Origin of the sequence: Cognatiyoonia sp. (genome assembly GCF_965661665.1) — a bacterium.
Classification (GTDB): Bacteria; Pseudomonadota; Alphaproteobacteria; order Rhodobacterales; family Rhodobacteraceae; genus Cognatiyoonia.
The window spans coordinates 15,931-29,502 of the sequence record NZ_CBFIEO010000023.1 but is presented as its reverse complement, the minus strand read 5'-3'; the positions used below and the strand labels follow the sequence as shown (position 1 = coordinate 29,502).

15 protein-coding genes are annotated in these 13,572 nt (G+C 55.8%); 10 read left to right on the top strand and 5 right to left on the bottom strand.

Annotated features, from left to right (window positions below; genetic code table 11):
• The first annotated feature begins 334 nt into the window (after positions 1–334).
• The 5 genes from ACTF5F_RS13010 to ilvN all read left to right on the top strand — a co-directional run bounded on the left by ACTF5F_RS13010 (position 335) and on the right by ilvN (position 5,185).
• Complete coding sequence (locus ACTF5F_RS13010) at positions 335–1,213, top strand: fatty acid desaturase (protein WP_438957300.1); 879 nt, start codon at positions 335–337, stop codon at positions 1,211–1,213.
• A 279-nt stretch (positions 1,214–1,492) separates the two neighbouring features.
• A complete protein-coding gene (locus tag ACTF5F_RS13005) occupies positions 1,493–1,966 on the top strand; it encodes a hypothetical protein (RefSeq protein ID WP_438957299.1) in 474 nt (157 codons plus the stop codon).
• Positions 1,967–2,350: 384 nt separating this feature from the next.
• Positions 2,351–2,530, top strand: a complete 180-nt coding sequence (locus ACTF5F_RS13000) for a hypothetical protein (protein ID WP_438957298.1) — start codon at positions 2,351–2,353, stop codon at positions 2,528–2,530.
• A gap of 243 nt (positions 2,531–2,773) precedes the next feature.
• Positions 2,774–4,528 (top strand): acetolactate synthase 3 large subunit, encoded by a 1,755-nt coding sequence (locus tag ACTF5F_RS12995; protein WP_438957297.1) that lies wholly within the window; start codon positions 2,774–2,776, stop codon positions 4,526–4,528.
• An 81-nt stretch (positions 4,529–4,609) separates the two neighbouring features.
• Entirely contained in the window at positions 4,610–5,185 is a 576-nt protein-coding gene (gene ilvN, locus ACTF5F_RS12990; protein WP_438957296.1) for an acetolactate synthase small subunit, read from the top strand.
• 47 nt (positions 5,186–5,232) lie between these two features.
• On the opposite strand, the gene ACTF5F_RS12985 is transcribed toward ilvN, so the two are convergent.
• Positions 5,233–5,487 (bottom strand): hypothetical protein, encoded by a 255-nt coding sequence (locus ACTF5F_RS12985; RefSeq protein ID WP_438957295.1) that lies wholly within the window; start codon positions 5,485–5,487, stop codon positions 5,233–5,235.
• Between the two features lie 263 nt (positions 5,488–5,750).
• On the opposite strand from ACTF5F_RS12985, the gene ACTF5F_RS12980 reads away from it, so the two are divergent.
• Genes ACTF5F_RS12980 through ACTF5F_RS12970 form a run of 3 tightly spaced genes read left to right on the top strand, consistent with a single transcriptional unit; the run spans position 5,751 to position 8,568 of the window.
• Positions 5,751–6,692, top strand: coding sequence for a nucleoside hydrolase (locus tag ACTF5F_RS12980; protein ID WP_438957294.1), 942 nt, complete (start codon positions 5,751–5,753; stop codon positions 6,690–6,692).
• A complete protein-coding gene (locus ACTF5F_RS12975) occupies positions 6,689–7,138 on the top strand; it encodes a GNAT family N-acetyltransferase (RefSeq protein ID WP_438957293.1) in 450 nt (149 codons plus the stop codon). The genes ACTF5F_RS12980 and ACTF5F_RS12975 overlap by 4 nt, the downstream gene beginning before the upstream one ends.
• A 29-nt stretch (positions 7,139–7,167) precedes the next feature.
• Positions 7,168–8,568, top strand: coding sequence for a protein adenylyltransferase SelO (locus tag ACTF5F_RS12970; protein ID WP_438957292.1), 1,401 nt, complete (start codon positions 7,168–7,170; stop codon positions 8,566–8,568).
• On the opposite strand, the gene ACTF5F_RS12965 is transcribed toward ACTF5F_RS12970, so the two are convergent.
• The 4 genes from ACTF5F_RS12965 to ACTF5F_RS12950 all read right to left on the bottom strand — a co-directional run bounded on the left by ACTF5F_RS12965 (position 8,565) and on the right by ACTF5F_RS12950 (position 11,169).
• On the bottom strand, positions 8,565–9,449 hold the full coding sequence (locus ACTF5F_RS12965) for a DMT family transporter (protein ID WP_438957291.1): 885 nt from the start codon (positions 9,447–9,449) through the stop codon (positions 8,565–8,567). The two genes, ACTF5F_RS12970 and ACTF5F_RS12965, sit on opposite strands and share 4 nt — an antisense overlap.
• 54 nt (positions 9,450–9,503) lie before the next feature.
• Positions 9,504–9,824 carry a hypothetical protein gene (locus ACTF5F_RS12960; protein ID WP_438957290.1) on the bottom strand — a complete coding sequence of 107 codons (321 nt, stop codon included), beginning with the start codon at positions 9,822–9,824 and terminating at the stop codon, positions 9,504–9,506.
• A 177-nt stretch (positions 9,825–10,001) separates the two neighbouring features.
• Entirely contained in the window at positions 10,002–10,670 is a 669-nt protein-coding gene (locus ACTF5F_RS12955) for a peptidylprolyl isomerase (protein WP_438957289.1), read from the bottom strand.
• Positions 10,663–11,169 carry a peptidylprolyl isomerase gene (locus ACTF5F_RS12950; protein ID WP_438957288.1) on the bottom strand — a complete coding sequence of 169 codons (507 nt, stop codon included), beginning with the start codon at positions 11,167–11,169 and terminating at the stop codon, positions 10,663–10,665. Before ACTF5F_RS12950 ends, ACTF5F_RS12955 begins: the two co-directional genes overlap by 8 nt.
• A 162-nt stretch (positions 11,170–11,331) precedes the next feature.
• Between ACTF5F_RS12950 and ACTF5F_RS12945 the strand changes: the two genes are divergently transcribed.
• Positions 11,332–12,510: a phosphoglycerate kinase gene (locus tag ACTF5F_RS12945; RefSeq protein WP_438957287.1), complete on the top strand. Its 1,179-nt coding sequence runs from the start codon at positions 11,332–11,334 to the stop codon at positions 12,508–12,510.
• A gap of 119 nt (positions 12,511–12,629) precedes the next feature.
• Positions 12,630–13,523 (top strand): fructose bisphosphate aldolase, encoded by an 894-nt coding sequence (locus tag ACTF5F_RS12940; protein ID WP_438957286.1) that lies wholly within the window; start codon positions 12,630–12,632, stop codon positions 13,521–13,523.
• The last annotated feature ends 49 nt before the right edge of the window (positions 13,524–13,572 follow it).

Genomic DNA, 13,572 nt, shown 5'->3' with positions numbered 1-13,572 from the left:
CACAGCGCGTGCAGCGACAAGCGACAAGGTTAAAAACCTTCGCCGCGAAGCCCGTGACCTGAAGGAGGTTGTGGCAGAACAAACGCTTGAACGCCACAGCGCTGCTGACTTTGAGAAGAAGACGCAGGACAAGATCGAGGATTAAGCCTCTCGATCAACAGAAACCTTGGGCCAAAAACGACAGTTTTTGGTCGCATGGATTGTGTCCAACGCACTGAAACTGTTGTATCATCCGGGAAGGGAGTAATTTGAAAGGGTTGGATTGGCACGGCGTAGGGTTTTGCGCACCGAATGGGTGACGCTTGGTCTGATTATAGTCTGTTACGGAGCCTGGGTGAGCGTGGGGCTATTGTGGACGACTCCGCTCTGGTTCCTGTCTATTCCGCTCCTGCCGATCATCGCCGCTTTCCACACATCGCTTCAGCACGAGACAATTCACGGCCATCCAACACGGTGGCCACTGGTGAATGAAGCGCTGGTATCACTGCCGCTTGCCGTGGTGTTCCCCTATCGTCGCTACAAGGACCTACACCTGAAACACCATCGGGACGAACATCTAACCGACCCGTTTGAGGATCCCGAAAGCTATTTCTGGGACGCGAAGAGTGTCGCACAGATGACTGATTTTAAACAGCTTCTCTTGTCGATCAACAACACGCTGGTGGGCCGTTTGGCCATTGGGCCGGCCTTGACGATCATTGGCTTTGGCCGCACCGAGTTTGAGCGGCTCAAGGACGATGAACTGGGTGTGCGGCGGGCTTGGTTTTTGCATCTTCTGGGGCTCTTCGCAGTGGTTTTTTTTGTGCAAGGTTTGTTCGGTATGTCGTTGATTTATTACGGACTTTTCGTAGTCTACCCCGCAATATCCCTGACATCCCTGCGCGCCTACGCAGAGCATCAAGCCGCTGAAGCCGTTGGCGCGCGGACAGCGATTGTGGAAGCACATCCCCTCTGGGCGTTTCTCTACCTCAACAACAACCTGCACATCGTCCACCACGCGAGCCCCCACACCCCGTGGTACGATCTGCCCCCGCTCTATCATGAGCGGCGGACGCAGTATTTGACCGCAAATGAAAACACGCTTTTTGATGGCTATAGCGACATTGCAAAACGCTTTGCATTTCAGGTGAAACAGACTGTTGCGCATCCAATTTTGCATAATGATCAGCCGGAACTTTTACTGGCTCCCTCGAAAGACAATAGGCATTCATAGCACCGCTTTTCGATCCAAACCCAGCTGGTCTAAAAACGCCAAAATTGCGGGGAAAAGATTGCGATTTCCATCACAGTATCAACGTTTTGAGCATTAACTGGCGAGAGTCTACCGAAGGCACATCTATTCTTTCCCGATGTCTTCGTAATGACCTGTTGCGTATACATTCTTACCTAAAATCTGACCGAGTCTTCTCTCATACAACCTACGGATAGTTGTGCGCTTTTGACGGAAACGGAACGCACATAGTGCGGAAAGTCTCGAAAATAGGCATGGCTGGTGCGCAGTTCCGTGCGCCAAGGACGAGGTGAGGACAGCATACAGGACGTCAGGCAAGCCCTGTCACTTTACTTATCAAGCTGTCTGCTTGCCATGGCGGCAAACGGATCTGTTTCTGCTGCGCCGTTCAAACTGTCCGACGACACTCGCTTGGAAAACGTCTCCACCCTTCAGGGAATTGAACAAACCAACGTCATTCGTGCGAATTATATCGCGCAGCTACCTTCATTTCTGCAGCCTTTACTCGACGCTGAGACCCCTCAAAGCGACAAAGACTCCCTACCCAAATTGCAGATCGAGTTGTGGCTGGCTGGCTTTTCGACTGAAAGGTTCTCTGTTCGACTTGAAGACCTTTGGATTATTGATGATGCGTCACCACGTATAAGGTGGTTTGACGTCAAGCCATACAACAATGAGCTAGCACTTGAGGCTGCGGGCAGGCCGGTTGTGACGGCAAACCCTACTTTTGCCTAATCTCACGGGTCTGGAGACATGGAGGTACTGTCACCACTTGCGATTTCCGCCAAGGATACTTTTTCTGAGTTTCCCGATGACCTGCTTGAAATTTAGCTAAGTTTTTCAGCTAGACTAGGCCACATACGGGCGCTTACAGCCACTTTTATACCCCACGCATTTGGCGGTCCACATATTCCGCCAATGCGAGACGTAACTTCGCTTCAGATCTCTCAGCCCAAATTCAAGTGGCACGTCAAAATGCAGGCCGAACCTTTCAATGAGCCGAGGGCCTTTCTCAATTATGGTGACCTCCCATCCCCGTAATCTGCAATTACCATTGGCTCCAGTCACGAGTCTGAGGTTTTCAAATGTCGGGTGTTTGCATGCGCGCTGGAAACACCTTTGCTGACCCTGTTCCCGCCGTCATACTTCGCGAGCCAAGGCTTCGGCGATTTCCCACCATTTGTGATCCCCGTGAACCCAACGACTGTACCGTTGCCGGGCACTGGCGGATCGCTGCCAATGGGATTGATCGCCCTCGCAGCTTGGCGTCGTGGGAAACGCGCGAAGGCCAGCGCCTGAAATAAAGTTGCATAAAATCGCCGTTTGGCGAAATTATCTCCACATACCCTGTTGACGGTCTCTGCACTGCCGCATAGGGTCTCCGTACATGAAAGGACCCGATGATGACACTCGTCGTACTAGTGGTGGATATGATGCGCATGGGCCGGTAACGGTAAATCCATAACGATCCCATGCGCCCCCGACATCCTCGGGGGTTTTTTTGTGACTGAGAGAAACGCGGTAGCAGAGGACACAAGACAGATGAGTAAAACCATGACCGGTGCAAAAATGGTCGTTCAAGCCTTGGTGGACCAAGGTGTTGAGGTCGTCTTTGGATACCCCGGTGGTGCTGTCCTCCCGATCTATGATGAGATCTTTCAGCAAAACCACATTCAACATATCTTGGTGCGCCACGAACAAGGCGCTGTTCATGCCGCCGAAGGCTATGCGCGGTCTACGGGCAAACCTGGTGTTGCTCTGGTGACATCCGGTCCAGGTGCTACAAACGCTGTGACCGGTTTGACCGATGCGTTGATGGATTCCATTCCGATCATCGTTTTGACCGGTCAGGTGCCGACCTTCATGATCGGTTCTGACGCGTTCCAAGAAGCCGACACCGTTGGCATCACCCGCCCCTGTACGAAGCATAACTGGCTGGTGAAAGAGACCGACAAGCTGTCCGCGACACTGCATGAGGCGTTCCATGTCGCCACATCTGGTCGTCCGGGTCCGGTTCTGATCGACATTCCGAAGGACGTTCAGTTCGCGACCGGTAAGTACACCGAAGCCCGCCAGGTGGAAACGCATTATGCACCGCAAGTCAAAGGCGACATCGACGCCATTACCGAGCTGGCCAAAGCAATTGAAACGGCAAAGCGCCCCATTTTATACACGGGCGGCGGTGTCATCAACTCTGGCCCTGCAGCGTCGCAATTGCTGCGCGAACTGGTGGCTGAGACGAACTTCCCCATCACATCAACCCTGATGGGATTGGGCTGCTATCCGGCCTCCGGCGATAACTGGCTGGGCATGTTGGGGATGCATGGACTTTATGAAGCCAACATGGCGATGCATGACTGTGATCTGATGCTCAACATAGGTGCGCGTTTTGATGACCGGATCACCGGCCTAGTCGACAAATTCTCCCCCGGATCGAAGAAGGCGCATATTGATATTGATGCCTCCTCCATCAACAAGGTCATCCACGTCGACATCCCGATCTTGGGCGACGTCGCACATGTGTTGGAAGACTTGCTGAAGGTCTGGAAATCCCGCGGCCGCAAGACCAACAAGGAAGGTTTGGCGCAATGGTGGAAGCAGATCAAAGAGTGGCAGAAAGTGGATTGTCTGAGTTTCAAGCAGGAAGGTAAGACCATCAAACCGCAATACGCCATGCAGCGGTTGGAAGAGCTGACCAAGAAACACGACCGCTACATCTGTACCGAAGTGGGCCAGCACCAGATGTGGGCGGCGCAATATCTGGGCTTCGAAGACCCAAACCGTTGGATGACCTCGGGCGGCTTGGGCACGATGGGCTACGGCTTCCCTGCCTCTGTCGGTGTGCAACTGGCGCACCGCGACAGCCTCGTCATCAATGTTGCGGGCGAAGCGTCGTGGCTGATGAACATGCAAGAGCTGGGCACAGCCATGCAATACGGCCTGCCAGTTAAACAGTTCATCCTGAACAACGAACGTCTGGGCATGGTGCGCCAGTGGCAAGAATTGCTGCATGGCGAGCGCTATTCCTCTAGCTGGTCCGAGAGCCTACCCGATTTCGTGAAACTGGCGGAGGCTTTTGGTGCCAAGGGTATCCTGTGTGACAACCCTGATGATCTGGATGATGCGATCATGGAGATGATCAACCACGACGGTCCGGTGCTGTTCGACTGTCTGGTGGAGAAGCACGAAAACTGCTTTCCAATGATCCCATCTGGCAAGCCGCACAATGAGATGCTTTTGGGCGAAAACGCCGACACCGCCAACGCCATTCAGGCCGGCGGCGCGGTGATGGTGTGATGCACAAGCGTATGCACGGCTTCTGTACGCTGTGTGTACGCCCTGTATACAAATAAAATAAGCTTTTGAAAGACGACGAAGATGTCCCCACTCAAAATCAAAAAAGGCGCGACGAGCCATTCTGCCTACAATCTCCGCTCTACGTATGGAGACAAGATTGAACGGCACACACTGGCTGTCATCGTTGCCAACGAACCGGGTGTTTTGGCCCGTGTGATCGGGCTTTTCTCCGGTCGCGGCTATAATATCGAAAGCCTCACCGTGGCGGAGGTGGACCACGAGGGGCATCGCTCAAGGATCACGATTGTGACCTCAGGCAAACCGCAGATCATCACGCAGATCAAAGCGCAACTGGGCCGGATCGTGCCTGTGCATGAGGTTCATGACCTCACCGTCGAAGGCCCCACAGTCGAACGTGAATTGGCGCTGCTGAAAGTTGCAGGGTCAGGTGATCACCGGATCGAGGCGATCCGTCTGGCAGACATCTTCCGCGCCAATGTCGTCGACAGCACGCTGGAAAGCTTCGTCTTTGAAATCACAGGCACGCCAGAAAAAATTGACGCATTCGCTGATCTGATGCGCCCTCTTGGCCTACAAGAAATTGCACGGACAGGAGTTGCGGCATTGGCCCGCGGTGCGGTCGCTCAAACAGCATAAAAAAACGCGACAGCTGACAGGGAGGGATGTCCGCTATCGCGCGGTATTCAACGGCGTTTAGCCTTCGGATGCTGGGGTTGCGCCGGCGTCTTGGGCGGCGGCAATCTCTTCCGCACCAAGCAGCCGTCACCGTTGGCGTCGAGGACCACAAACTCGTCCTCTGTCATTTCTGGCATCACCGACAGAAGCTCTGGGTAACTGTACATTCCATCCTCACCCACGTCGATAGCAGCGTCTTGAGCAAGTGCTGGGGTTGCCACATCAAAGACGAGTGCGGTTAAAGATGTGTATTTACGGATCATTTTAGGTCTCCTGTAATGCACCGGCAGGATGCGCGGTGCCGAGGCCTATATGCGCCCGTCGTTTTGGAGTTTGGAGGGCTGTGGTCGAAGCGCCCCAAAAAACGCAATCCGCTGCCAGAATCAACCCACCGGTTGCGCGGTCGAAGGACCAGTCGCTTGTCAGGTCGAAACGCGCAAAACTTCATCCACTGCGGGCAGAGTTTGCCGCTTGCCCTTTGAAGCAGCAGCAGTCAGTGTATCTGCCTAGGGACGAGGGGGTGCTTATGACAGCACGTAAAATCATCATTGATACAGATCCGGGTCAGGACGATGCGGTAGCCATTTTGCTGGCGCTGGCGTCACCTGAAGAATTGGACGTTTTGGGGATCACAGCGGTGGCAGGCAACGTGCCGCTTCCGCTGACCCATAAGAACGCGCGGATCGTCTGTGAATTGGCGGACAAGCCGGACACGTTGGTCTTTGCAGGGGCCGAGGCGCCTCTGACGCGCAAGCTTGTCACGGCAGAACATGTCCACGGCAAGACCGGCCTTGATGGCCCGCAGATGGAAGATCCTGTGATGCCGCTGCAGGACACGCACGCGGTCGTTTTCATCATTGAAACGCTGCGGAGGGAGCCGACAGGCACCGTCACACTCTGCCCCATTGGGCCGCTGACCAATATCGCCATGGCCTTTCAGCAAGCGCCGGACGTGGTGGAGCGTGTGCAAGAGATCGTTTTGATGGGCGGGGCCTATTTCGAGGTGGGCAACATCACACCAACAGCAGAGTTTAACATCTACGTTGATCCCGAAGCCGCGAAGATCGTCTTTGCCTCCGGCGTGCCGATCACCGTTATGCCGCTCGATGTGACGCATAAAGCGCTGACCAACCGCGCCCGCGTTGATGCTTTTCGTAATATGGGCACCGAGGTTGGCACGATGGTGGCCGAATGGACCGACTTCTTTGAGCGGTTTGATAAGGAGAAATACGGGTCTGAGGGCGCGCCGCTGCACGACCCTTGCGTGATCGCCTATCTTTTAAAGCCTGAGCTCTTCTCCGGTCGTCATGTAAATATCGAGGTTGAGATCGAAAGCGCGCTGACCCTTGGCATGACCGTCACCGATTGGTGGCGGGTGACGGACCGTCCACCGAATGCGATGTTCATGCGCGACATTGACGCTAACGGTTTCTTTGAGCTCTTGACCGAAAGGTTAGCGCGATTATGAGCACAAACATTCATCTTTGCGGGCCTGACGATGCTGAGGTGTTGTTGACGATGATCGCAGCCTTCCACAAGGAAATCGGGATCGAAACGACGGAGAAAGAGCGGCAAGCCTCTATCGCGCCCATCTTGCAAGGCTCGCCCTTAGCGGTGGCCTATATTTTTGGGCCAAAAGCCGCGCCTGTGGGATACCTCATCATCTCCTTCGGTTGGTCGTTGGAATTGGGCGGTATGGACGGGTTCCTTGACGAGATTTGGATCAGGCCCAATGTTCGCAAGCGGGGCATTGGGCAGGAAGTACTCGACAGCGTGATCAAAGCGCTGAAAGGCGCCGGCCTTAAAGCGATCCATTTGGAGGTAAACCGCGACGACGGTGCGACGCAGAACTTATATAAAGGCATTGGGTTCAAACTGCGTGAGAAATACGCGCTGATGTCGCGGGTGCTGTAAATCCGCCCCACGACCTTTATGTTGACCGCATGAGCACGACTTTCCCGTTTGAGAACACCTACGCCACCCTGCCCGCGCAGATGTTCACCCTTATCGCGCCGACACCCGTCGCGCGGCCTGATTTGATCGTAAAGAATGACGCTTTGGCTGAGGAGCTGGGCATCACATTTGATCTGACCGATTTGGCGGAGGTGATCGGCGGGAACAAAGTGCCCGTCGGAGCGGACCCCTTGGCGCAGCTTTATGCGGGCCATCAGTTTGGGCATTGGAACCCACAACTGGGCGATGGCCGCGCAATCCTGCTGGGCGAAGTGGTGGGCCAGGACGGTGTGCGCCGCGACATCCAGTTGAAGGGCTCTGGCCCCACACCCTATTCCCGCAACGGCGACGGGCGGTCTTGGTTGGGGCCTGTCCTGCGGGAGTATCTAGTCAGCGAGGCGATGCATGCGATGGGCGTCCCGACGACCCGCGCTTTGGCGGCGGTGACAACAGGCGATCCGGTTTATCGGGAGCAGGTTTTGCCCGGTGCGATCCTAGCCCGTGTCGCGCAGAGCCATATTCGCGTCGGCACCTTCCAAGTTTACACCGCGCGGCAGGAACTGGCAGCAAGCCAAGCGTTATTCGAGCATGTGGTCGCGCGGCATTACCCAGAGGCGACAAGCCCTTTGAAACTACTGGACGCCGTAATTGCACGCAACGCGGCTTTGGTGGCCAAATGGATGTCGGTTGGCTTCATTCACGGCGTTATGAACACCGACAACGTGGCCTTATCGGGGGAGACCATTGATTATGGCCCCTGCGCCTTCATGGATGATTATGTGCCGATGAAGGTCTTCAGCTCTATCGATCAGATGGGCCGCTACGCCTATGGCAACCAACCCCGCGTGGCGATTTGGAACATGGCGCAACTGGCGACAGCTTTGGTGCCGATGATGCCGGATCAGGATGCGGCGGTGGAGGCGTTCACCGAAAGCGTGAACCGCTACCCTGCGCTTTATGAGGCGGAGTGGCGGCGGCTTTTCGGTCGCAAGATCGGGCTGGAAGATGCGCAGCCAGAAGATGACGCACTGATCCATGATCTCCTTGGCTTGATGGCGGAGGATGGCGCCGATTTCACCAACACCTTCGCCAATCTGCACACCGATGCAGCGCAAGATCAGTTTGCCAATCGGGAGGCATTCGCCGCGTGGCGCGACCGTTGGAGCGCACGTCAGGACGACAACTTCGCCGAGGTGATGGCAATAGCAAACCCGCACGTCATTCCGCGCAACCATCAGGCAGAGGCGGTTATTGCAGCGGGTGTTGCGGGCGACTTTGCGCCGTTTCATGAGATGTTGGATGCCGTGACGCAGCCTTACACGCCCAACGCCAAGTTTGCGAAAGCGCCTGTAAATTCAGAGGTCGTCACGCGAACGTTCTGCGGCACTTAAGCCTTTTTGGGCCGATTGATCAGCACGATGCCGAGTGCCACGAGGCCGAGCGCGATGAGGATGTCAGTGCCGACCTCCTCCCCCAAAAGGAGCCAGCCGAGCGCCACGCTCATCACCGGCGACAAGAAGCTGAAAGAGCCGACGCTAGACGCGGGATAGATCGACAGAAGCCAGAGCCAGAAGACAAAGCCCGCGGTGACAACTATCACGATCTGGAAAATTAGCCCTGCGATGTGGATCGGTTGAAGGTCGCGGATTAGGTCGCCAAAGAAAAAAGACGCCACAATCAGCAGAGGGCCGGAGACGAGCACTTGCCAAAATAGTTGCATCTCTGGACGTTCGTCGTTGAGCGGGCTGGCTTTCATGATGATGGTCAGCACCGCCCATGACACCGCACCGCCAAGAGCGGCTAAATCACCAATCAGGATCGCCGTTCCGCTACTGCGGTCCCAAAACGCCCAAGCGACGCCGCTCATCGCGAGGATCAGGCCCACGAACTTCAGCGCGTTGATCTTGTCATTGGGCAGCATCACATGGGCCAAGAGCGACAGCCAAATCGGCATCGAATAAAAGATGATGCTGGCGCGTCCAACGGTCGTCAGATCAAGCGCGACAAACAGGAACAAGAACTGCGCGCCAAAGATGAGACCCGCGAAGATGCCCCAGATCACACCCGCGCGGGAGGATTGCACCGGAATGCCGCGCCATTTCAGCCAGAGCCACAGGCAGACCACCGCTCCTACGGACCGGACGCCTGCGAGGAACACCGGCTGAATACCTTCATTGGTGACTTTGATGACCACTTGGTTGAACGCCAAGAACACCGCAAAGCCGGTGAGCGCGACAGCGCCAAAAAGGTCGATCTGTGACTTGCGATCCATGCGCGCATGAGCCAGCGAAACGGGCGCAGTGTCAACCGTGCGCAGCAGTTTCTTTTAGCTGCTCAGAATCCACTCACCATCGGGCCAGAAGGCGTGATAAGCAAAGGAGAAGATCACATCATGCGGCAGGTCGTTGCCGTCTGCATTCTTCACCCGCACGTTGCCCACATCCTTACCGTCCGCAATCCGCTGACTGTCGAGGGCGGAGGCTTGACCTGCTGTCCAACTGAGCGTCACGCCCGCTTCGGTGGTAACGCCTTCCTCCGCCAGTCGTGTCAGCGGCCACTCGCGGTCACCCACGCGTACCACTCTCGCCAACGCTGGGATGTCATCTTTAGGCGGACCGCCGGACAGGATTTCGACCCAGCTTGGCACATTGGTCTTATCAAAGTCCGTGCTGGGTCATTCATGTACCCAGAAATCGGGGTTGGCGACAGCTTGGCTGGCAGCCAGCAGACCTGCAGCGATGATGGCGATGAGGCGCATCATGATGATCAATTTTCAGCGGATGATCAAAACATAAGGCTTGTGGGGCTGGTGGTGATAGCCCCCTCACAACAAAGTGAGGGGACCGTCAGATTGTTCAGTGACGCGCACGTCAGTCATCACATCTGGTGCGCCGACAACCGCGCCATTGGCGCCTGTGCCGCGCTTGATCAGGTCCACGACCTCCATGCCCGAGATGACTTCGCCAACAATCGTGTAGTTCTCATTCAAGAACGGCCCTTCAGCGAACATGATGAAAAACTGGCTGTTGGCTGAATTTGGATCCTGCGCCCGTGCCATGCCGACGATGGCTCGATCAAAGTTCTGCTTGCTGAACTCTGCCGGAATGTTGGGCAGGTCGGACCCACCCATGCCAGCGCGGGCCAAATCGCCATCAGCGCGGCCAAACTCTACATCGCCCGTTTGCGCCATGAAGCCTTCTATCACGCGGTGAAAGACTACACCATTATAGAGCCCTTGGTTGGCAATCATCACGATCTGCGCCGTGTGCAGCGGCGCAGTATCTTCGAAAAGGTCGATTACGATTGTGCCATTGGCCTCCCCCGCCACATCGATTTCGAGGCCATAGTCCAAACCTTTAGATGTCGCTTCTGTCAATGCAGGTTCTTCAGTCGCAGCGACCTCTTCAGGTGCAGCGCCAAAACGGAAGAACACAATCGCGACCACAACTGCCAAAGCGACCGCGAGCGGTGCAAAGGCGGTTGACCTAGACATCTGCGGCAACCTTGAAGCTGATCATACGGTCTGGGTTCATCGGCGGCTCACCGCGTGTGATGGCGTCCACATGCTCCATCCCAGAAATCACTTGGCCATATACCGTGTACTGCCCGTTCAGGAAGTCATTGTCTTTGAAGTTAATGAAGAACTGGCTGTTGGCAGAGTTTGGGTTGGCCGACCGTGCCGCGCCCAATGACCCACGCGCGTGCGGGATTTTCGAAAATTCGGCAGGTAGGTCTGGCATGTCGGAACCGCCTGTTCCAGCGCGACCGATGTTGAAGTTGTCTTCCATATTACCGTTAGCTACATCGCCGGTCTGCGCCATAAAGCCGTCGATCACACGGTGGAAGCACACGTTGTCATAAGCGCCGGCGCGGGCAAGCTCTTTCATGCGGTCGCAATGCGCAGGTGCTACGTCCGGCAGCAGTTGGATAACCACATCGCCGTCTTTCAGGGTCATGATGATTGTGTTTTCGGGGTCCTTGATGTCGGCCATGCCGGTCTCCTGTTCGTCAGATTTGCTTTGACATATGGCGAAGCTGGTCGAAAGCCAACCCAAAGCGCAAGCGCGGTTGGCGGCTTTGCAGCGCCCGGCTGTTGACGCCACGTCGGACTTAGCGCATGTCAGCCGCATCACAACATAGCCTGGAGCATTGATATGGCCTGGAAAACTCTTGATGACATGGATCTTGCAGGCAAGCGCGTGTTGGTGCGGGTCGATATCAATGTTCCAATGGAAGATGGCGTTGTCACCGACACCACGCGGATCGAGCGGATCGCGGACACGGTTTACGACATTCAAGATGCCGGTGGCTCGGTCATCCTAATGGCGCACTTTGGACGGCCTAAGGGAAAGGTCGTACCTGAGATGTCACTTGAACACATCGCGCCGACCGTAGCGGATGTGCTGGGCCTTCCGATCACTTGGGCGAACACCGATTACCGCGATGCAGTGAAAGAAATGGAAGGCAACGAAGTGCTGTTACTTGAGAACTTGCGCTTTAACCCCGGTGAGGAAGCCAATGATCCGGCCTTTGCGAAGCGTCTGGCGTCGCTTTGCGATATTTACGTGCACGATGCGTTCTCCGCCGCGCACCGCGCCCATGCCAGCACCGAAGCCATTTCCAAACTGCGCCCGTCTTGCGCGGGTCGGTTGATGGCGGCGGAATTGAGCGCGTTGGAAACCGCCCTCGGTTGCCCCAAGCGGCCGGTTGTGGCTTTAGTCGGCGGTGCCAAAGTCTCCACCAAGTTGGAGCTTTTGGGTAATTTGATGGGCAAGGTCGATTATCTGATCATCGGCGGTGGCATGGCGAATACGTTCTTGGCGGCGCAAGGCCTGTCCGTTGGCAAATCGTTGTGCGAACATGATCTGGCGGACACGGCGCGGGACATTCTAGCCAAAGCAGACGCGGCAGGCTGTGAAGTGATCCTGCCTCGCGACATCGTTGTCGCGCGCGAATTTGCCGCAAACGCGGTCAATGAAAATCTGGCCCCTGATGCCTGCCCCGACGACGCGATGATCTTGGATGCTGGACCCAAAACCGTGGCCTATATCGAAGAGGTGCTGAGCAAAGCCAAAACGCTGCTCTGGAACGGTCCTTTGGGTGCTTTTGAAATCGAACCCTTTGATGCGGCCACAAATGCAGCGGCGCAGATTGCGGCGAAGCTGACGAAAGCGGGTAAGCTTATCTCGGTCGCGGGTGGTGGCGACACCGTTGCCGCACTCAATCACGCGAAAGCCGCTGACGATTTCACCTATATCTCCACCGCAGGTGGCGCGTTTTTGGAGTGGATGGAAGGCAAAACCCTTCCCGGTGTTGCGGCTCTTTCCAACTAAATTCCAACGTTAGCGCAATCGTTAGCGCGACCATCATTGTTTGATTTACCCTCGTCCCCTATCAGCAAGAGGCTGGGGGCGTTACCAGTGGTAATTTCAACATGTTGGACCTTTCTTCTATGCCAAATCAGGATCAGCTTGATCACATTGCATCCGGCCACGGATTTATCGCAGCCCTTGACCAGTCTGGTGGATCGACACCAAAGGCACTTAGGCTTTATGGCGTTGAAGAAAGTGAATACGCCAACGATGACGAGATGTTTGCGCTGATCCACCAGATGCGCACGCGGATTGTTCAGGCGCCAGCGTTTAGCGGCAACGAAGTGTTGGGCGCGATCCTGTTCGAGATGACAATGGACCGCACCATCGGTGAAAAACCAGCCGCTCGGACGCTGTGGGAAGACAATGGCGTGGTGCCGTTCCTGAAGGTCGACAAGGGCTTGATGGACGAACACGACGGCGTGCAACTGATGAAGCAGATCGACGGTGTGGACGAAACACTGGGCCGCGCCGTGGACGCAGGCATGTTCGGAACCAAGATGCGGTCCGTCATCAATGCCGCGAATGCAGACGGTATCGCGGCAATCGTTGCGCAACAGTTTGAGATTGGCGCACAGATCGCAGCACATGGGCTTGTGCCGATTATTGAGCCTGAGGTGAACATCAAGATAGCTGACAAAGCAGCGGCAGAAGACATACTGTCGGCGGAGCTGACAAAGCACCTCGACGCTTGGGACAACTCAGTACCTGTGATGTTGAAACTGACACTGCCAGAGACGGCAGGCCACTATCAGCCATGCGTGGACCATGACGCCGTTTTGCAGGTTGTCGCCCTCTCCGGTGGCTATGACCGCACTGAGGCAAACCGCCGCTTGAGCGAGAATGCCGGTGTGATCGCCAGCTTCTCCCGCGCGTTGACCGAAGGGTTGTCAGCGCAACAATCCGACGAAGAGTTCAACGCGACATTGGCTGGGACGATCGCATCCATCTACAAAGCATCCATTTCCGGCTAAGACCAATCATGATTGATCAATAAGGGCTCTTTGGAGCCCTTATTTTTTT